We start from the raw sequence: 18965 nt of genomic DNA, 5'->3' as shown, positions 1-18965 counted from the left end.
GCTTTGGGTGTGCCGGAGGTATATGACCCGCTGACCGATCCCGCACCGGCGCATGACGTGCGCGCGGTGTTGCGGATCCGGGCGTTCCGGCGGCTGTGGATCGCCTTCGGGCTCTCCAGCCTCGGTGACTGGATCGGCCTGCTGGCGCTGACCGCGATGGCGAAGGCGTTCGCCGGTGACGACTACCAGGCGGCGAACTTCGCGATCGGCGGCGTGCTGTTCCTGCGCGTGCTGCCCGCACTGGTGATGGGACCGGTGGCCGGCTGGATCGCGGACCGGCTGGACCGGCGCTGGACGATGATCATCGGCGATCTGGTCCGGGCCGCGTTCTTCGTCAGCATCCCGATCGTCGGCACCCTCACCTGGGTGCTGGTGGCAACGGTGCTGATCGAGATCGTGAGCCTGATCTGGGGCCCGGCCAAGGACGCTAGCGTGCCCAACCTGGTGCCCCGGCACCGGCTCGAGGCGGCCAACCAGATCAGCCTGATCACGACGTACGGGACCGCTCTGCCGGCCGCCGTCATCTTCACCGCGATCACCCTGATCTTCCGCTGGGCCGGCGACTTCTCCATCGACCTGGCCGTGTACGTGAACGCCGCGACCTTCGTGATCTCGGCTCTCGCGATCGTCTCGGTCGCGGAGATCGGCCGCGCGGTGCACGAGCACGAGGACCACCCGACGCTGTGGCGGACCATGGTCGAGGGCTGGTCCTACGTCACCGGTACGCCGGTGGTCCGCGGGCTGGTGGTCGGCATCTCCGGGGCGTTCGCCGCCGGTGCGGTGGTCATCGGTCTCGGCCGCACGTACGTCGAGGACCTCGGCGCCGGCGATCCCGGGTACGGCGTGCTCTTCGGTGCCGTGTTCGGCGGCCTGGCCCTCGGCATGGGGTTCGGACCGCGGCTGTTCTCCGGTCTGTCCCGGCGCCGGCTGTTCGCGGCCGGGCTGGTCGGGTCCGGGATCTGCCTGACCGGACTGGCTTTGATCCAGCAGATCGAGATCGCCACCATGATCGCGATCCTGCTCGGATTCTGCGCCGGTGCGTCCTGGGTCTCCGGGTACACGCTGCTCGGTCTCGAGGTGCCGGACGCGGTTCGCGGTCGCACCTTCGCCTTCGTGCAATCCGCCGTACGCACGGTGCTGGCGGTGACGTTGGCGATCGCGCCGTTCGCCGCCGGTGCGATCGGCCGGCACACGTACTCGATCGGCGGCAAGTCGGTCACCTACAACGGTGCCTCGATGACGATGCTGATCGCGGCGATCGTGGCCGGGGTGATCGGCCTGATCGCGTGGCGGCAGATGGACGACCGCCCGGGCGTCCCGTTCTGGCGTGACCTGCGGCGCAGCTTCGGCAAGACCCCGGGCGTGTACCCGACGACAGGCCTGTTCATCGCGCTCGAAGGCGGTGAGGGCGCCGGGAAATCGACCCAGTCCGCGCTGCTGGTGAAGTGGCTGAAGGAGCACGGCCAGCAGGTCCTGCTCACCCGCGAGCCCGGCGCGACCGACCTCGGCAAGACGCTGCGGCAGATCGTGCTGGACCCGGCCACCGGCGACATCTCGCACCGGGCCGAGGCGCTCATCTACGCCGCCGACAAGGCCGAGCACGTGGACTCGGTGATCAAGCCCGCGCTCAAGGCGGGCGCGGTCGTGATCACCGACCGGTACGTCGACTCCGCGCTGGCCTACCAGGGATCCGGGCGCGATCTGGACCTGTCCGACGTGGAGCGGGTCAACCGCTGGGCGACCGACGACCTGCGGCCGAACCTGACCATCCTGCTCGACCTGCCACCGCGGAGCGGGCTCGGCCGGTTCGCGGAACGGGATCGGATCGAGGCACAGTCGCACGACTTCCACGAGCGGGTCCGCAACGCGTTCCTCGAGCTCGCGGCCGCGGAGCCGCAGCACTACCTCATCCTCGACGCCACCCAGGACCGCGAGGACATCGCCCAGCAGATCAGAGCCAGACTCCAGCCGATGCTCCCGAAGGTGGACCTATGAGTGTGTGGGACGACCTCGTCGGGCAGGAACCGGCGATCGCCGTACTCAAGAAGGCTGTGGCCGGGGCAGAGGCCGGCATGCGCGGGGAGACCGGCGCGGCGGTGGCCGGGATGACGCATGCCTGGCTGATCACCGGGCCGCCCGGATCCGGCCGATCGAACGCCGGGCGTGCGTTCGCGGCCGCACTGCAGTGTGCGAACCAGGGCTGTGGCGAGTGCAACCAGTGCCGTACGGCACTCAGCGGTGCGCACCCCGACGTGTCGCTGATCCGCACCGAGCTGCTGTCGATCCGGGTCAGCGAGATCCGCGAACTCGTCCGCCGGGCCGCGATGAGTCCGACCCAGGGCCGCTGGCAGGTGATGGTGGTCGAGGACGCGGACCGGCTGACCGAGCAGGCCGCGGACGCGTTGCTGAAGAGCATCGAGGAGCCGGCGCCCCGGACGGTCTGGGTGCTGTGCGCACCGACCGTGGAGGACGTCGTACCGACGATCCGGTCGCGGTGCCGGCTGCTGGTGCTGCGGACGCCTCCGGTGGCTGCGGTGGCGGACATGCTGACGACCAAGCTCGGGGTGGACGCGGAGCTCGCCGGGTTCGCGGCGCGGGCCGCGCAGGGGCACATCGGCCGGGCCCGGGCGCTGGCGCGCGACGAGCAGGTCCGGGAGCGCCGTACGAAGGTGCTGGAGGTCCCGTTCGCGCTGCGGGACATCGGAGCTTGCCTGAAGTCGGCGCAGCAACTGCTCGACGCGGCCAAGGAAGAGTCCAAGGCGAGCGCCGAGAAGGTCGACGAGAAGGAGCGGACCGAGCTCGAGCAGGCGCTCGGCGTCGGCACGAAGGGCGCTCGGCCACGCGAGGCGGGCGCCGCGATCAAGGAGCTCGAGGAGCAGCAGAAGGCTCGGGCCAAGCGCTGGGAACGCGACGTGCTGGACCGGTCACTGGTCGACCTGATCGCGCTCTACCGGGACGTGCTGGTGGTGCAGACCCAGGCCGGCGCCGAGCTGATCAACGCCGAACTCAGTCGCCCGATCGAGCAGTTGGCAGGCCGGACCACACCGGAGCAGACCCTGCGACGGATCGATTCCCTGTCGGGCTGCCGGGAGGCGATCGTGACGAACGTCGCCCCGCTGATGGCGCTGGAAGCGGTCATGATCGCGCTGTTCGAGGGCTCGGCCAGCCCGTTCGTGAGACTGGCGTCCGACTAGCGGGCAGTCGTGGCGTCCGGTTAGCGGGCGGCCGATGTAACACCGAGACCGGCGAGTCCGATGACTGGGTGTCCGGGCAAAACAGAACGCTCGGCGGTTTTTGCCTGAACGGACCAACATGACCCAGCCGCCCTCTCCGATCCAGCCTGCGCGGCCGTCGCTGCCGTCAGCAGAGTCCTGGCTGGAGGGCGTCCCGACGCCGGCCCAGCAACGGCAGGACCGATACGCCGTTGCGGCTTTTGTGACAAGCCTGCCCGGCTTGGTGCCGGTGGCGCTGGTCCTGGCCGTGATCGCGCTGCGCCGGATCAAACGCACCGGCGCCCGCGGCAAGGGCCTCGCGTACGGCGCGCTGGCGATCACGCTCTGCTGGGTGATCGCTACCAGCGTCGCGGTCGGCCTCAACCTGTACGGCGAACGGAAGGCGGGCATCGGCCGCACGGTGGGCATCGCGGAGGTGCGCGTGGAGCAGTGCTTCGACGCGGACCTGGAGGCGGAGACCCTGCGGCTGGTGCGGATCCAGGACTGCGCGATCTCGCACACCGGCGAGGCGTACGCCAAGGTTCGGGCGAACCTGGCCGGCCTGTCCGCGGAGGAGACCCAGACGGTCGCGACGCAGCAGTGCGCGACGGCGTTCAAGACGTTCGTCGGGAAGCCGTACGAGCAGTCCGAGCTCGACATGTACTACGTGGTGCTGGAGGATCGCGCTGTTGCTGACGGCAACGTCCTGTGCCTGGTCGGGATGCCGGGGACCCGGTTGACCGGTACCATGCGCGGGTCGCAGCGGTAGCTGTCGCGGCGGATTGCTGGGGGAAGCGTGAGCCAACCACCGTACGGTCCGGAGCCGGACCGGCCACAGGACACGCCGAGGTCGTTCCCGACCTACGGCCGTGCCGGACGACCGCCTGCCCAGCAGCCAGGCCCCGGCCAGCAGCCGGGTGCTCAGCAGCCGGGAGCCGCGCCATGGGTGGCGCCGGGGCAACCGCAGTCACTCCCCGGGCAACCGGCTTACGGGCAGCAGCCTTATGGCCAGCAGCCTTATGGGCAGCCGGCGCCGTATGGTCAACCACAGCAGGGGTATGGGCAACCGCACTACGGGCAACCGCCGTACGGACCGCCTGCGTATGGGCAGCCGGGGTATGGGCAGTTTCCGGCGGCGTACGGGTACGGGTATCCGGGGGCGGCGACGAACGCCACCAATTCGCTCGCGACCGCGGCTCTGGTGACCGGTCTGGGCAGCATCGTGTTCTCGCTCGCGGCGCCGGTCGCGGTCGGTCTCGGCATCGCGGCCCTCGTGCAGATCAAGAAGCGCCGGCAGAGCGGTACCGGGCTGGCGATCACCGGCATCGTCGTCGGCGGCCTGGTGACGATCTTCTGGCTGGGCTTGATCGTGGTGATGATCGCGGTCGGTTCGGACCGCGACGACGACTACTACGGTGCGCCCCAGCCCACCTCGTCGTACCCCACCACGACGACCACCTACGTGGACGAGTTGGCCGTCGGTGAGTGCTTCGACGACGGGAACGTCGAGGGCGAGGCCGTTCGCCAGCCCTGCTCGGAGGCACACGACGGCGAGATCTTCGGCAACCTCCAGCTCGCGGACGGTCCGTTCCCCGGCGAGGACGAGGTGGACCTGGAGGCGGAGAGCACCTGCTCGGCGGCGTTCACCACGTACGTCGGCAGGAGCACAGCCACCTCCGAGCTCGAAGTGTCGTACTGGGCTCCGGACGAGTACCAATGGAACAACCACGACCGCCTCGCCGTCTGCGCCGCCTACGGCCCCGGAGGCGACACCCTCATCGGCACCGTCAAAGACAGCAAGCGCTGAGCATCTGAGGCCCTGGCCAGTACTCTGGCTGGCGTGGGCATGGTGATGGCGGTGTCGTTCGAGCGATACGGGCGGCTGTACTACCTGGACCCCGGCCCGCATCGTCCGCGCGTCGGGGACAAGGTCTTGGTGCCGACCGACGACGGGCCGGAGGTGGCTGAGTGCGTCTGGGCGCCGCAGTACGTGACGGAGGAGATCGGCGGGCTGCCGCTGTGTGACGGCATTGCCACCGCCGACGACCTGGACCGGGACGAGGCGAACCGGGTGCGCCGGGCCGATGCGCGGGTGATCGCGAAGCGGCTGATCCGCCAGCACGGGCTGCCGATGAAGGTGGTCGGCATCGACTTCGTCGACCGGCGGCCGGATGTGGACCAGCTGGTCATCGTGTACTTCTCCGCGCCGCACCGGGTCGACTTCCGCGAGCTCGTCCGGGATCTGGCCCGCGGGCTCAGGGCGCGGATCGAGCTGCGTCAGGTCGGTGCCCGCGACGAGGCCCGGCTGCAGGGCGGCATCGGGCCGTGCGGGCGGGACCTGTGCTGTGCGACGTTCCTGAAGGACTTCGAGCCGGTCAGCGTGCGGATGGCGAAGGACCAGGACCTGCCGCTGAACCCGCTGAAGATCTCCGGTGCTTGCGGACGGCTGATGTGCTGCCTGAAGTACGAGCACCCGCTCTACCAGGAGTTCAACGCGAAGGCGCCCTCCGTCGGTACGCCGGTGGAGACCCCCGCGGGTGACGGAGTGGTGGTCGGACACAACGTGCCGAGCGACACCGTGGTCGTCCGGCTGGCCGCATCCGGCCGGCGCTGTGCGTGCAGCCGCGCGGACGTGTGCTCGCCCCGCCAGCAGTACGAAGCCTCGAGTACGACGACGCCCGACGCGCCACTGCCCGAGGACCTGGCGGACGTCGTACCGGACGAGCCGGAGGCCGCGCCGAAGACGGTGCCGATGTCTGTGCCGACCCCCACTCCGGAGACCATGGCAGAGCACTCGGCCGCGGAGGACCCCGCGGCCACGGCGGAGGAGACCACGGAGCAGCGGCGCCGCCGCAAGCCCCGGCGCCGCCGGCGCCTGCACCACGAGGACGAGGGAGACGCCCCGCAGTGAAATTCCGCATGACTACCGTGTTGTTGGCAGCCGTTGCGGTACTGGCGAGTGGATGTGGGGTGGCGAGCCGGGCCCAGGATGGGGAGAACGGCGGGACGGCCGGCTCGAGTCCCGGCCAGCCGAAGGGGCCGGCCGGCCCGATCCCGGCGGGGCTCGAGAAGTTCTACCAACAGCAGCCGGACTGGGAGCGCTGCGGTTCCAACCAGCAGTGCGCGACCATCACCGTGCCGCTCGACTACTCGAAGCCGGCCGGTCAGACGATCGAACTGCGGGCGCGGAAGGTGCTCGCCCGGGACCGTGCCGGGAAGATCGGGACCCTGTTCATCAACCCCGGCGGGCCCGGTGGGTCGGGGCTGGAGTTCGCCGCCTCGGCCGGGTTCGTGCTCGGGCAGTCGCTGCTGCGGAAGTTCGACGTGATCGGCTGGGATCCGCGCGGCGTCGGCGAGTCGACCCCGGTGAAGTGCCTGGACACCGAGCAGCTGGACAAGTTCATCGCGGCCGACGGCAGCCCGGACGACGACGCCGAGATCAACGAGCTGAACAACGAGGCGAAGACCCTCGCGGACGGCTGTGAGCAGCGCTCCGGCGAGCTGCTGCCGCACGTGTCGACCAAGGATGCCGCCCGCGACATCGACGTACTGCGGGGCATCGTCGGCGATCCCCAGCTGTACTACCTCGGCATGTCGTACGGCACCTACCTGGGCGCGACGTACGCCGAACTGTTCCCCAAGAACGTCGGCCGGCTCGTGCTCGACGGCGCGGTCGACCCGTCGAAGACGTCGGAGCAGAACAACATCGCCCAGGCGAAGGGCTTCGACACCGCGCTGGACGCGTTCGCGGAGGACTGCGCGCAGCGGTCCTGCCGGCTGGGCAGCACCAAGGCGGAAGTGCTCGCGAAGGTCGACAAGCTGATCAACGACAGCGACGCGAATCCGCTGCCGGGCGACGGGAAACGCCAGGTCACGCAGGCCCTGGTGGTGCTCGGGGTGATCTACCCGCTGTACCTCAAGGACTTCTGGCCGCGCCTCGAGGATGCGGTCCTGGACGGCCTCGACGGCAAGGGCGCGCGCCTGCTGGCTCTCGCTGACGAGTACACCGGCCGCAAGCCGTCCGGGTACGAGAACAACCAGAACGAGGTCATCTACGCGGTCAACTGCCTGGACCGGCCGGACATCACCTCGGTGGCGCAGGCCAAGGCCGAGGAGCCGGAGTACCAGGCCGCCTCACCGCGGTTCGGGTCGTTCCTGTTGTGGGGCTCGGTGGCGTGCGCGAACTGGCCGGTGAAGCCCGAAGACAAGCCGCATCCGATCAAGGCGGCTGGGGCCAAGCCGATCGTGGTCGTCGGCACGACCCGCGACCCGGCCACGCCGTACGCGTGGGCCGTCGGCCTCGCGCACCAGCTGGAAAGCGGTGTCCTGGTCACCCGGGACGGTGACGGGCACACCGGTTACAAGGCTGGGAACGAGTGCGTCGACAACGTGGTGGAGACCTACCTGCTGCAGGGCACGGCCCCGACTGCCGACATCAAGTGCTGACGTCAGTTCGGGCGGTTGTCGCCGCTTGACGACGGCAGCTGGAGGGACTGGGTGGCGCGCTCGAGTACGGCGCGCAGGCCGGCCTCGTCCTGCGGGCGGCCGCCGACGGTGATCTCGATCGCGGAGCTCTCGCCGCCATCGGTGGAGACGAAGCGCGACAACCCCATCCGCGGGCCGCGGTTCTGGTCGACGTAGGTGTAGATCAGCGTGCCGTCGGCGCGGCTGATCACGTCCAGGTCCTGCTCGTCGATGCTCTTCGCGCGGTTGTCGACCAGCTTGTCCGGCGACGACTTGCTGCCGCGCGTGTCGAAGCGGATCTGCCAGACGCCGGCCGGATCCATGAAGCGCGGGCGGGTGCCGGCCTGGCTGCTCTTCCAGCCGGCCGGGACCTCGGCCGAGACGGGCGCCTTCTCGGTGCCGAACGTCTGCTCGGTGTAGCGCAGGGAGTCGGCCTGCAGTCCGTCGGAACGGGTCGTCGTGCCAGGGGTCGGTTGGCTGTTCACGATCCCGGCGGGCTTGTCCCCCGCCAGCGGGTTCCCGTTGATCGCCAGCACGCTGCCGAACACGGCTACGCCGACGGTCATTCCCGCCAGCGTCATCAGCAGCGCCTGGTGCCTGGGCGTGAGCATCCCGACCTCGCTTCCCGATTCTCGAGCCTGATTATCGTCCACACAGGGGGCGACCCCACAAATCGGCGCGTACGCTGGCACGTCGTGAACATGCTCGGCCCCCCACAAGATCAGGCTTTTCAGCAAGCACTCCAACGGTACGACGCCGGTACGGCCGAGCGCACCGACCTGAAGCTGCTCACCAAGCAACTGCTGAAACGCCTCGTCGCGAAGGCTCCCGGTCATGCGGTCGAGGTCCGCGTCCCGCCGTACGGCGCGGTGCAGTGCATCGAAGGCCCTCGGCACACGCGAGGCACCCCCGGCGCGGTGGTCGAACTCCCGCCGGAGCTCTGGATCGACCTCGCGCTCGGCCGCACCACCTGGATCGAGGCTCGCGCCACCGGCAAGCTCCGCGCCAGCGGTGAACGCACAGACCTGACCGCGTACCTCCCGCTGGCCTGAAGCGCGATCGACGCCAACGGCAACCAATCGGTCCCGAGGGATGGATAAAGCTTTTCGCCGGAGCCGCGATCCGATGTCACTATGTGCCGGTGGCGTCAAGTGTCCGTGAGCGGCTGGGCCGGCTGCGCGTCGATCTGACGCCCTGGCGAGGCTCTCGCGATTTCCGCATCCTGGTGGTCTCGGGCTCGGTCTTCTTCCTCGGCGGCATGGTCGGGTACGTCGCCCTGCCCTACCAGCTGTACCAGATCACCGGCTCCAACTTCGCAGTCGGTGCGATGGGTCTGGTGACGATCGCGCCACTCGTCGTGTTCGGCCTGTACGGCGGTGCCCTCGCGGACCACGTGGATCGCCGCAAGCTGCTGATCGGCACCGGGGTCGCACAGGCCCTCATCTGCGCGACCCTGCTCGGCAACACCCTCCTCGCCAGCCCGCGAGTGTGGCTCATCTACGTCTGTGGTGCCCTGAACGCGATCGCCTCGTCGCTGCAGCGCCCCAGCCGCGAAGCACTGCTCCCGCGGGTGGTCAAGCATGCTGAGATCCCGGCCGCTGTCGCGCTGAGCTCTCTGACCATGCAGGTCGGGCAGCTCGCCGGGCCGGCGCTGGGCGGCGTGCTGGTCGGGTCGGTCGGCGTGACCTGGGCGTTCGCGGTCGAGCTCACCGGGCTGGTTGTCGCCACCGGGCTCTACCTCCGCCTGGGTTCGTACAAGACGAGTGAGCACAGCACGCCGCCGAGCCTGCGCGCGATCGGCGGCGGGATCGTCTACGCGTTCCGCCGCAAGGACCTGCTCGCCACCTACCTGGTCGACATGGTCGGCATGTTCCTGGCGATGCCGATCGTGCTGTTCCCGGCGTTCGCCACCGAGATCCTGCAGCAGCCGAAACTGCTCGGTCTCCTGTACAGCGCTGAAGCGATCGGGGCGATGGTCGCCAGCCTCACCAGCGGCTGGGCGAAGCACGTCCACCACCAGGGCCGGGCCGTCGTACTCGCGACCATGACCTGGGGTGCCGCGGTCGGTGTCGCGGGGCTGGCACCGGACATCTGGTTCGCGATCGCCTTCTTCGCCGTGGCGGGCGCCGCGGACATGGTGTCGGTGCTGTTCCGGTCGGTGATCTGGAACCAGACCATCCCGGACGAGATGCGCGGTCGGCTGGCCGGGATCGAGATGCTCGGCTACTCGCTCGGCCCGCTCGGCGGCCAAGCGCGATCCGGTCTCGTCGCCGACCTCACCGGCGTTCGGACCGCGATCGTCAGCGGCGGCATCCTCTGTGTCGCCGGCGTGATCGGAACCGCGGTCTGGCTGCGCGAGTTCTGGCAGTACGACTCCCGCACCGACGAACACGCGGTGCGCGAAAGGGAGCTGCGCACAGCGGGTTAGGCTCGGTCATCATGCGTATCCGCCGTGTTGTGATCGCCGGGCTGACCATGGCCGCCCTTGCGGGTTGCGGCGGACCGGGTCAGGAGACGGCGCCGAACGTGCCGCCGCTGGTCTCGGTGAGCACGCCACCCACCGAGACGCCCTCGGAGACACCGTCGGCGACCCCGAGTGGTCCGGCCACCTCCAAGGTTGCGGACACCCTGTGCGTTCGGATGGATCAAACGCTCGTGCAATCGACGCTGGCGGTCCCGGTGGTGCAGATCCAGCCCAAGGCGATCCCGGCGGAGTTCGGCCTGCCGACGTACGACGTCTGTCAGCTCGGTCTGAGCGCCAACCCGAGCGGCCCGGTCCTGCGGGTCGGGATTTCGGTGCTTCCGGCAACAAAAGCGACACTGACCGCGACGCAGCGCGCGTACGCCGCGACCAAGCGGCAGCCGGCCAAGCCGGCGGCCGTCGGTGAGGGCGGGTTCGGGACCAGCACCTTCGTGGTGTTCCTGCTCGACGGACGGCTGTACAAGGTCAGCGGTCCGTCGGCGACGCTGGCGAAGTACGTCCTCCTCGGTCAGGAAGTGGCCCGGCAGGCGCCGGGACTGCCGGAGCCGCCGCCGCAGATCACCCGCCCGGACTGCGAACGCGGTACGTCGGCCGCGGAGAGGGTGCTCGGCGCGCCCGCGATGATCCGGCGCGACGGCGAAACCACCCTCGGCGATCTCGTCTGCGGCTGGGTCAACCCGACCAGCGTGCTCTCGACGTCAGTACGGCGTACTCCGAAGGCGGAGGCCCTGATGGCGCCGATCCGCAGGGCCGCGACCTCACAGTCGATCCCGCTCGGCGACGAGGGGTACGTCGACACCGCCACCGGCCGCACCATCATCAGGGTCGGCGACGACAAACTGGTCGACCTGGTCCCGCTTCCGGCCCGGGCGGTCGACCCCGACCTGATGACGAAGTTCGCCCTCGCCATGTCCCCGCTCTACACCCGCTGAGATCGGTACCGAAGGACGGGTAGTAGTGCGCCGGCTCGCGCCTCTTCACGCTGCGGAGGTGGCGCGGAGCCCCACTACTACCCGTTCTTGAGTACGCCTGCCACGGTGGCGATCGCCTCGGCGACTTCGGTGGGGGTGCGGGCGGCGTAGCCGAGGACGAGGCCGGGGGCGTGGGGGAGTTGGCAGTGCCAGGAGAGTGGGTGGGTCTTGATGCCCTTCTGGAGTGCCCGGGCGGCCAGATCGACGTCGTTCAGCGTGTCGTCGAAGGTGATGGTCAGGTGCAGCCCGGCCGCGGCGCCGTGGACTGTGGCGGTGGGCAAGTAGTTGCTGATGGCATCGACCATCGCGTCGCGGCGGGTCCGGTGGCGACGGCGGAGGAAGCGGAGCTGGCGTTCGAGCTCGCCGGACTCCATCAGCTGTGCGAGCGTGAGCTGCGGGAGCGCGGCGTTGCCGAGGTCGGCCAGGCGCTTCATGCCGATCAGCGCGTCCTTGTACTGCGGTGGCGGCAGCATCCACCCGATCCGCAGCGACGGAGCGAGCAGTTTCGACACGCTGCCCGCGTAGATCACCTGATCGGCCAGCATCGCGCGCAGCGCCGGAACCGGCGGACGGTCGTACCGGTGCTCGGCGTCGTAGTCGTCCTCGATGATCAGCCCACCCTCGGCCGCCCACTGGATCAGCTCCCGCCGCCGCTCACCTTCCAGTACGACGCCCGTCGGAAAATGGTGCGCCGGAGTCGCCATGACCGCTCGGGTACCCGACTCGCGCAGCAGGTCGACCCGCAGTCCGCCGGCGTCCACCGGGATCGGGGGCGTGCACATCCCCCAGTTCTGCAGATGCTGCCGGGATCCGAGCGACCCCGGATCCTCCACCGCGATCTCGTGGATCCCGCGGTCCTTCAGCACCTGCGCGACCAGCCCGATCGCCTGCGAGACCCCGGCGACGATGATCAGGTCGTCCGGGTCCGCCGCGATCCCCCGGTTGCGAGCCAGCCAGTTCGCGACCGCGCGACGGAGCGCCGGCGTACCGGACGGATCGCCGTACCCGAACTCGGACGACTCGAGATCGCTGAGCACCGCCCGTTCGGCCCGTAGCCAGGCGGCCCGCGGGAAGGCCGCGAGATCGGGTACTCCGGGCGTGAGGTCGATCCGAGCCGGAGCTGCCCGCAAACTGTCGAACACGTCCAGGCCGGGCTCCGGTACGACGGTTGGTGGCGTGATCCGGCCCGCTCCAACGCCCGGCTCGGCGACGACCGGAACTGCGACGACCACCGTGCCGGCGCGGCCGCGGCCGGCGACCTGGCCGTCCTCGGTCAGGCGCTGGTAGGCCTCGGTGACGACACCGCGGGAGAGGCGGAGTTCGGTGGCGAGGAGGCGCGTGGAGGGGAGCCGGCTGCCGATCGGGAGGCGGCCGTCGGAGATCGCGGCGCGGAGGCTCTCAGTGAGCCAGTCCGACAACCCGCCGGGCGGCGCGTCGGCAGGGTTCAGCTGCAAGAAGTCCGTACCGGCGTTGACCAGTCCTTTGGACCTACCACTTTGGCTCGGATTGGACCTGTTCACTGGACCATTGTGGCGGCACGTTGGAGGTATGGGAACTGACTACGTGCACGGCTACACCCCGGCCGAGACCCGCCGGCTGACCGACCAGGCGCAGACGCTCGCCGATCTCCTGCACGGCGGTACGACGTACCCGCCCGGGAGCCGGGTCCTCGAAGCGGGCTGCGGCGTCGGCGCGCAGACCGTCCAGCTGGTCACCCGGAGCCCGGGCATCGACCTCGTCTCGGTCGACATCTCCGAAGAGTCGCTCGCCCGGGCCAAGGCCCGCGTCGCCGCCGTCGCGCCCGAGGCGAGCGTCGACTTCCGGCACGCCGACCTCCGGGACCTTCCGGAGGAGGAGTTCGACCACGTGTTCGTGTGCTTCGTCCTCGAACACCTCGCGGACCCGCACACCGCCCTGGTCGCCCTGCGCCGCCTGATCAAACCCGGCGGCACGATCACCGCGATCGAGGGCGATCACCAGTCGGCGTTCTTCCACCCTCGCAGTACGGCGGCACAAGCGGTCATCGACTGCCTCGTCGACCTGCAGGCCGAGGCAGGCGGCGACTCCCTGATCGGCCGGCGGCTGCAGCCGCTCCTGAAGGACGCCGGGTACGCCGACGTCCGGACGCACCCGTGCACGGTGTACGCCGACGAGACCCTGCCGCACCTGGTCGACGGGTTCACCCGGAAGACGTTCATCGCGATGGTCGAGTCGGTCCGGGAGCGTGCCCTCGCCGCCGGGATGCGAACCCCGGCCGAGTGGGCGCAGGGCATCCGCGACCTGGAGAAGTCCGCGGAGTCCGGCGGGACCTTCCACTACACGTTCTTCAAGGCGGTGGGCGGAACATGATCGCTCTGCTGATTCTCGTCGTACTGATCTGCTGGGGACTCAACCGCAACCAGCGGCGACAGCTTCGGACCCTCTCGCCCAACGGCGTACCGGACCGGGATCTGGAGCGACTGGTCGCCGACCTGCGAGCGCTCGGCTGACCAATTCATGAACGCCTGGTAAACAAGAGGTATGGCGCCGACTGAGCAGCTCGAGATCGAGACCAAGTACGACGTCGACGACGGCGCGGGTCTGCCCGCGCTGCACGAGCTGCCTGGGGTCGCGAGTGTGGCGCAGCCGGTGGAGCTGGACCTCGAGGCGGTGTACTACGACACCGAGGCGCTGGACCTCGCCGCGAACAAGGTGACGCTGAGACGGCGGACCGGCGGCGAGGACGACGGCTGGCACATCAAGTTCCCGAAGGCCTCAGGCGAACGGCTGGAGATCCACCACCCGCTCGGACGGTCGGTGCGCAGCGTGCCGATCGCGCTGGTCCGCACAGTGCGGGTGCATGTCCGGGACCACAAGCTGATCCCTGTCGTCACGCTGCAGACCCACCGGGTCGTGCACAGGCTGCTGGATGCCGACGGCAAGGTGCTCGCGGAGCTGGCCGACGACCGCGTCACCGCGACGGTCGAGGGTGCCGAGCCGGAGAGCTGGCGGGAATGGGAATTCGAGCTCGTCACCGGCGAGCGTGAGCTCCTCGAGGCCGTCGACCCCGTACTGCGGTCGGCCGGTGCCGAGCCCGCAGCCGGACCGAGCAAACTCGCGCGGGCGCTCGGCGACCGTGTGCCCAGCCCGGCCGGCTGGGAGCTGCCGAAGAAGCCGCGGACGTCGGACATCTTCCGTGCGTACGCCGGTGAGCAGGTGCAGGCGATCCGGGACCGCGATCCGCAGGTACGCCGTGACGTCCCGGACTCGATCCACAAGTTCCGGGTGGCGACCCGGCGGCTGCGGTCCGCGCTGGCGACGTACCGGCCGGTCGTGGACCGCGAGGTGGGTGACGAGATCCGGGCCGAGCTGAAGTGGCTGGCCGGGGAGCTCGGTGTCGCCCGGGACGCCGAGGTGCAGCGTGAGCACTTCGCCGCGGAAGTGGCGGAGCAGCCCGTCGAGCTGGTGATGGGCCGGGTCGGCGGCCGGATCGACGACCATCTGCGCGGGGTGTACAAGGAGGGCCGGGCGGGCGCCCTGGCCGCTCTGGAGAGCGAGCGGTACTTCCAGTTGCTGGACACGCTCGACGAGCTGATCGCCAAGCCGCCGCTGACCGGCGACGACCGGAAGGCGGCCAAGCAGATCGGCGACCTGCTGCACCACGACTGGAAGCGGATGCGGAAGGCGGTCCGCCGCGCCCAGGACGCGGAGAGCTCGGCCGAGCAGGACCACGAGTTGCACGAGGTCCGCAAGGCAGCCAAGCGGCTGCGGTACGCCGCGGAGTCCGCCGTACCCGTGCTCGGGGACGAAGCGTCGGACCTGGCGGCTCGGACCGAGGAGGTCCAGGAGATCCTCGGCGAGCACCAGGACAGCGTCGTCTCCCGGGAGCTGCTCCGTCAGCTCGCGATCCAGACCCACCTCGACGGCGGCAACGCCTTCACCTTCGGCCGCCTGCACGCCGCCGAAGAACTCCGCGGCACCCGCTCCCGCGACACCTTCCTCACCCTCTGGCCCACCCTCAAGCTGTCCTGACAACGCGAGACGGACCCGGCCAGGGGTACCGGGTCCGTCTCGAGGGGCGGTGGTGGGGCTGCCAGGCAGGATCGCGTACGGTCCGCAGAGCCTGCCTGACAGGTCTGGAATCACCTCAGTGCTGGACCGCCTTCTCGGCGCCCGCGCCGGTGAGGGAGCGGACCTCCATCTCGGCGAACTTGTCGGTGTCGACCGGCTCCTTGCTGGTGACCGTGCCGAGCCAGCCGAGCACGAAGGCCAGCGGGATCGAGACGATGCCGGGGTTGTCCAGCGGGAACCAGTGGAAGTCGATGCTGGTGTCGGTGATCATCGACAGGCTCTGTCCGGTCTTCGCGTCGACCTTGCCGGAGACGACCGGGCTGAACGCGATCAGGATGATCGCCGAGCCCAGGCCGCCGTAGATGCTCCAGAGTGCGCCGCGGGTGTTGAACCGGCGCCAGAACAGCGAGTACAGGATCGTCGGCAGGTTCGCGCTGGCCGCGACCGCGAACGCCAGCGCCACCAGGAAGGCGATGTTCTGGCCGTTGGCGAAGATGCCGCCGATGATCGCGACGATGCCGATCACGACCGCGGTGTACCGAGCCACCCGGACCTCACCGTCGCCGCTGATCTGGCCCTTCTTGATGATCGAGCCGTAGATGTCGTGGGCGAACGACGTACTCGCGGTGATCGTCAGGCCGGCCACGACCGCCAGAATCGTGGCGAAGGCGACCGCGGAGATGACGCCGAGGAGCAGCTCACCGCCGAGCTCGAACGCCAGCAGTGGTGCGGCCGAGTTCGCCTTGCCGGGCGCGGCCTTGATCGCGTCCGGGCCGACGATCGCGGCAGCGCCGTACCCGAGCACCAGTGTGAACAGGTAGAAGATGCCGATGATCCAGATCGCCCAGCTGACGCTGCGCCGGGCCTCCTTGGAGTTCGGCACCGTGTAGAACCGCATCAGGACGTGCGGCAGACCGGCGGTGCCGAGCACCAGTGCCAGCGCCAGTGAGATGAAGTCCAGCTTGCTGATCCCCGTTGCGCCGTACTGCAGACCCGGGTTGAGCAGCTTCTCGCCTGCCGCCGGGCTGTTGTCGACGGCTGCACCGAGCAGACCGGACAGGTTGAACGAGTACTTCGCCAGCACCCACAGCGTCATGATGCCCGCGCCGATCACCAGCAGGACGGCCTTGATGATCTGCACCCAGGTGGTGCCCTTCATGCCGCCGACCAGGACGTAGGTGATCATGATCGCGCCGACCACCGCGATCACGATGCTCTGGCCGGTTCGGCCGGAGACGCCGAGCAGCAGCGCGACCAGACCGCCGGCGCCGGCCATCTGCGCCAGCAGGTAGAAGAAGCAGACGCCGAGCGTGGAGATCGCTGCCGCCATCCGGACCGGCCGCTGCTTGAGCCGGAAGGACAGTACGTCGGCCATCGTGAACCGGCCGGTGTTCCGGAGCAGCTCGGCGACCAGCAGCAGGGCCACCAGCCACGCCACCAGGAAGCCGATCGAGTACAGGAAGCCGTCGTACCCGTTCAGGGCGATCGCGCCCGCGATGCCGAGGAAGGACGCGGCGGACAGGTAGTCGCCGGCGATCGCGATGCCGTTCTGCGGGCCGGTGAAGGACCGGCCGCCGGCGTAGAAGTCGGCCGCGGTCCGGTTGTTCCTCGACGCCCGCAGCACGATCGCGAGGGTGGCCAGCACGAACAGCCCGAAGATGATGATGTTGACGGTCGGGTTGCCGATCTCGGTTGCCATGGGCAACATCAGTGGGGCGGTCACTTCGGCTCTCCCTCGATCTGGTGGCGCATCCGCTCGGCGTCCGGGTCGATCCGCCGGTCGGCCCAGCGGACGTAGATCATCGTGATCGCGAACGTCGACACGAACTGACCGAGGCCGAACAACAGGGCCACGTTGATGTTGCCGCCGACCTTGTGCGACATGAACCCGGGTGCGTAGGCGGCGAGCAGGACATAGAGGAAGTACCAGACCAGGAACAGTCCGGTCATCGGGAACACGAAGCGCCGGAACCGGCGACGCAGTTCGGAGAAGTCCGGCGAGAGCTGGACGTCCCGGTACGTCGTCAGGTCCGGGTCACCCGCGGATCGCGTATCGGACATCGCGGGACCTCCAGACGGTGATCAGGCCGGGCGGATGGGCCAGGCAGGGGCTGCTGCTGGTCCGTACTGTGTCCTCGGTCACTGTCGCCTGACAGCTCCCACACGCATCGAGCGCTCAGCGGACCACACCAGTCGCCCGGTGGATCACTCCGCTGCGGCGAGCGGTAGGAATCCCACGACGAGCGGTCTCAACGAAACGGCAGTCCGCGGTCGACGTCGACGGCTTCGGGGGTGTGGAGGCGGACCATGCTGCGGGCGGCGCCGGCGGGGATCTTGTCGGGGGTCAGCTTCGACACCACGATCACGGTGATGAACGCGAGCGGCATCGTCCACGCGGCCGGCTGACCGACCAGTGCCTTCGGCCAGCCGCCGTCGGGGCCGCCGAGCACGTTGATCAACGCGGCGGCACTCGCGGCGACTCCACCGACCACCAGGCCGGCCGCGGCGCCGGTCGTGGACATCCGGCGCCACCAGATCCCCAGCACCAGCAGGGGACAGAACGTCGACGCGGCGACTGCGAACGCGAGGCCCACAGTGTCGGCCAAACTCAGCGAGCCGGTCATCAGAAACGCCAAGTAGGGAACGGCCATCGAGAGCACCGCAGCGATCCGGAAGCTGTTCACCGCCACGTAGTCGCCGCCCGTCCACCGATGCAGCCGGCTCCGGAACAGGTCCTGGTCGATGACTCCGGCGATCGCGACCGTCAATCCCGACGACGTCGAAAGGAACGCGGCGAACGCCCCGGCCGCGACCAGTGCACCGAGCAGATCCCCTGCTGTGCCAGGAAGAATCCGGTTCGGCAGTTCGAGTACGACGGTGTCCGCGCCCTCACTCACCAGGTCGGGCGCGAACGTCCGGCCGAGTACGGCGTACATCGGTGGGAAGAGATAGAAGAGTCCGAGCAGTGCCAGGACGACGACCGTCGTACGGCGGGCCGCACGGCCGTCCGGATTCGTGTAGAAGCGGACTAGGACGTGCGGAAGGCCCATCGTTCCGAAACAAAGGGCCAGGAGCAACGAATAGGTCGCGTACAGCGGGTGGTCCCGGCCGCCCGCGCGGGACAGCGGTTCGGACCATTCGGCGGCCGCGCCCTGCAGCGACTGCAGTACACCGGCCGAGTGATCGCCGGCTCGCCACGCGATCAGGATGACGAAGATCGGCGTGGCCAATGCGGTGAGTTTCAGCCAGTACTGGAAGGCCTGGACGAAGGTGATCGAGCGCATGCCGCCGGCGGCGACGTTGAAGACCACGATCACCGCGACGACCGCGGCACCGACGTCGGGCGGCGCGCCCGTGACGGTCTGCACGGTGAGCCCGGCGCCGTGCAACTGGGGCAGCAGGTACAGCGTGCCGATGCCGACGACCAGACCCGAGCAGATCCGGCGGACCACAGCCGACTCGAACCGGGTCTCGGCGAAGTCCGGCAACGTGTAGGCACCGCTTCGCCGCAGCGGTGCCGCGACCAGGACCAGCAGCATCAGATAGCCGACGGTGTAGCCGACCGAGAACCAGAGCATGTCGGCGCCGTTGACCAGCACGAGACCGGCAACACCGAGGAACGACGCGGCCGACAGGTACTCACCGCTGATCGCGGACGCGTTCCAGCGTGGCGAGACCGCACGGCTCGCGACGTAGAAGTCGCTGGTGGTCCGGGAGATTCGCAGCCCGAACAGGCCGATCCCGATCGTTGCCAAGACCACCAATCCGATGGCGGTCAGACTCATC

At 69.5% G+C, this 18965-nt stretch carries 17 protein-coding genes; 12 read left to right on the top strand and 5 right to left on the bottom strand.

The annotated features are described in order from the left end of the window. The first annotated feature begins 9 nt into the window (after positions 1-9). From tmk to ACGFH6_RS37625, 6 genes are all read left to right on the top strand, one after another. Positions 10-1995 carry a dTMP kinase gene (gene tmk, locus ACGFH6_RS37650; RefSeq protein ID WP_393394194.1) on the top strand — a complete coding sequence of 662 codons (1986 nt, stop codon included), beginning with the start codon at positions 10-12 and terminating at the stop codon, positions 1993-1995. Then, the gene (locus tag ACGFH6_RS37645; RefSeq protein WP_393394191.1) at positions 1992-3194 is read left to right on the top strand and encodes a DNA polymerase III subunit delta'; all 1203 of its coding nucleotides are present in this window, start codon (positions 1992-1994) and stop codon (positions 3192-3194) included. The genes tmk and ACGFH6_RS37645 overlap by 4 nt, the downstream gene beginning before the upstream one ends. A gap of 118 nt (positions 3195-3312) precedes the next feature. Beyond that, on the top strand, positions 3313-3981 hold the full coding sequence (locus tag ACGFH6_RS37640) for a DUF4190 domain-containing protein (RefSeq protein ID WP_393394188.1): 669 nt from the start codon (positions 3313-3315) through the stop codon (positions 3979-3981). A 27-nt stretch (positions 3982-4008) separates the two neighbouring features. After that, on the top strand, positions 4009-5019 hold the full coding sequence (locus tag ACGFH6_RS37635) for a DUF4190 domain-containing protein (protein WP_393394185.1): 1011 nt from the start codon (positions 4009-4011) through the stop codon (positions 5017-5019). A gap of 39 nt (positions 5020-5058) precedes the next feature. Continuing rightward, on the top strand, positions 5059-6123 hold the full coding sequence (locus ACGFH6_RS37630; protein ID WP_393395093.1) for a stage 0 sporulation family protein: 1065 nt from the start codon (positions 5059-5061) through the stop codon (positions 6121-6123). Between the two features lie 8 nt (positions 6124-6131). Further along, entirely contained in the window at positions 6132-7658 is a 1527-nt protein-coding gene (locus tag ACGFH6_RS37625) for an alpha/beta hydrolase (protein WP_393394182.1), read from the top strand. Positions 7659-7660: 2 nt separating this feature from the next. Here the strand turns inward: ACGFH6_RS37625 and ACGFH6_RS37620 are convergent, their stop codons facing one another. Beyond that, entirely contained in the window at positions 7661-8287 is a 627-nt protein-coding gene (locus ACGFH6_RS37620) for a hypothetical protein (RefSeq protein WP_393394179.1), read from the bottom strand. A 90-nt stretch (positions 8288-8377) separates the two neighbouring features. Between ACGFH6_RS37620 and ACGFH6_RS37615 the strand changes: the two genes are divergently transcribed. The 3 genes from ACGFH6_RS37615 (at position 8378) to ACGFH6_RS37605 (ending at position 11090) form a co-directional block, all read left to right on the top strand. After that, on the top strand, positions 8378-8728 hold the full coding sequence (locus ACGFH6_RS37615; RefSeq protein ID WP_393395091.1) for a sterol carrier family protein: 351 nt from the start codon (positions 8378-8380) through the stop codon (positions 8726-8728). Between the two features lie 89 nt (positions 8729-8817). Further along, the gene (locus ACGFH6_RS37610) at positions 8818-10104 is read left to right on the top strand and encodes an MFS transporter (protein WP_393394176.1); all 1287 of its coding nucleotides are present in this window, start codon (positions 8818-8820) and stop codon (positions 10102-10104) included. Positions 10105-10115: 11 nt separating this feature from the next. Beyond that, positions 10116-11090, top strand: coding sequence for a hypothetical protein (locus tag ACGFH6_RS37605; RefSeq protein ID WP_393394173.1), 975 nt, complete (start codon positions 10116-10118; stop codon positions 11088-11090). 77 nt (positions 11091-11167) lie between these two features. On the opposite strand, the gene ACGFH6_RS37600 is transcribed toward ACGFH6_RS37605, so the two are convergent. Further along, positions 11168-12649, bottom strand: coding sequence for a PLP-dependent aminotransferase family protein (locus ACGFH6_RS37600; RefSeq protein ID WP_393394170.1), 1482 nt, complete (start codon positions 12647-12649; stop codon positions 11168-11170). A gap of 28 nt (positions 12650-12677) precedes the next feature. Between ACGFH6_RS37600 and ACGFH6_RS37595 the strand changes: the two genes are divergently transcribed. Genes ACGFH6_RS37595 through ACGFH6_RS37585 form a run of 3 tightly spaced genes read left to right on the top strand, consistent with a single transcriptional unit; the run spans position 12678 to position 15140 of the window. Continuing rightward, entirely contained in the window at positions 12678-13478 is an 801-nt protein-coding gene (locus ACGFH6_RS37595; protein ID WP_393394167.1) for a methyltransferase domain-containing protein, read from the top strand. Beyond that, on the top strand, positions 13475-13618 hold the full coding sequence (locus ACGFH6_RS37590; protein WP_393394165.1) for a hypothetical protein: 144 nt from the start codon (positions 13475-13477) through the stop codon (positions 13616-13618). The genes ACGFH6_RS37595 and ACGFH6_RS37590 overlap by 4 nt, the downstream gene beginning before the upstream one ends. Before the next feature lie 31 nt (positions 13619-13649). Beyond that, positions 13650-15140, top strand: coding sequence for a CHAD domain-containing protein (locus ACGFH6_RS37585; RefSeq protein WP_393394162.1), 1491 nt, complete (start codon positions 13650-13652; stop codon positions 15138-15140). 115 nt (positions 15141-15255) lie between these two features. Here the strand turns inward: ACGFH6_RS37585 and ACGFH6_RS37580 are convergent, their stop codons facing one another. The 3 genes from ACGFH6_RS37580 to ACGFH6_RS37570 all read right to left on the bottom strand — a co-directional run bounded on the left by ACGFH6_RS37580 (position 15256) and on the right by ACGFH6_RS37570 (position 18964). Then, positions 15256-16887, bottom strand: a complete 1632-nt coding sequence (locus ACGFH6_RS37580; RefSeq protein WP_393395088.1) for a cation acetate symporter — start codon at positions 16885-16887, stop codon at positions 15256-15258. Positions 16888-16898: 11 nt separating this feature from the next. Continuing rightward, entirely contained in the window at positions 16899-17240 is a 342-nt protein-coding gene (locus tag ACGFH6_RS37575) for a DUF485 domain-containing protein (protein ID WP_393394159.1), read from the bottom strand. 188 nt (positions 17241-17428) lie between these two features. Next, positions 17429-18964 (bottom strand): cation acetate symporter, encoded by a 1536-nt coding sequence (locus ACGFH6_RS37570; protein ID WP_393394156.1) that lies wholly within the window; start codon positions 18962-18964, stop codon positions 17429-17431. Position 18965 lies beyond the last annotated feature (1 nt).

The sequence above is a fragment of the Kribbella sp. NPDC049227 genome (assembly GCF_043197265.1).
Lineage (GTDB): Bacteria > Actinomycetota > Actinomycetes > Propionibacteriales > Kribbellaceae > Kribbella.
Note: the sequence above shows the minus strand (reverse complement) of the source record. Positions and strands in the feature narration are given on the sequence as shown.

Bases quoted from the DNA above. Each gene is read 5' to 3' on its own strand.
- ACGFH6_RS37585 (WP_393394162.1), top strand. From the start codon at position 13,650: ATGGCGCCGACTGAGCAGCTCGAGATCGAGACCAAGTACGACGTCGAC.
- ACGFH6_RS37640 (WP_393394188.1), top strand. From the start codon at position 3,313: ATGACCCAGCCGCCCTCTCCGATCCAGCCTGCGCGGCCGTCGCTGCCG.
- ACGFH6_RS37645 (WP_393394191.1), top strand. From the start codon at position 1,992: ATGAGTGTGTGGGACGACCTCGTCGGGCAGGAACCGGCGATCGCCGTA.
- ACGFH6_RS37575 (WP_393394159.1), bottom strand. From the start codon at position 17,240: ATGTCCGATACGCGATCCGCGGGTGACCCGGACCTGACGACGTACCGG.
- ACGFH6_RS37590 (WP_393394165.1), top strand. From the start codon at position 13,475: ATGATCGCTCTGCTGATTCTCGTCGTACTGATCTGCTGGGGACTCAAC.
- ACGFH6_RS37620 (WP_393394179.1), bottom strand. From the start codon at position 8,287: ATGCTCACGCCCAGGCACCAGGCGCTGCTGATGACGCTGGCGGGAATG.
- ACGFH6_RS37630 (WP_393395093.1), top strand. From the start codon at position 5,059: ATGGTGATGGCGGTGTCGTTCGAGCGATACGGGCGGCTGTACTACCTG.
- ACGFH6_RS37605 (WP_393394173.1), top strand. From the start codon at position 10,116: ATGCGTATCCGCCGTGTTGTGATCGCCGGGCTGACCATGGCCGCCCTT.
- ACGFH6_RS37625 (WP_393394182.1), top strand. From the start codon at position 6,132: ATGACTACCGTGTTGTTGGCAGCCGTTGCGGTACTGGCGAGTGGATGT.
- ACGFH6_RS37580 (WP_393395088.1), bottom strand. From the start codon at position 16,887: ATGTTGCCCATGGCAACCGAGATCGGCAACCCGACCGTCAACATCATC.
- ACGFH6_RS37570 (WP_393394156.1), bottom strand. From the start codon at position 18,964: ATGAGTCTGACCGCCATCGGATTGGTGGTCTTGGCAACGATCGGGATC.
- ACGFH6_RS37595 (WP_393394167.1), top strand. From the start codon at position 12,678: ATGGGAACTGACTACGTGCACGGCTACACCCCGGCCGAGACCCGCCGG.
- ACGFH6_RS37615 (WP_393395091.1), top strand. From the start codon at position 8,378: ATGCTCGGCCCCCCACAAGATCAGGCTTTTCAGCAAGCACTCCAACGG.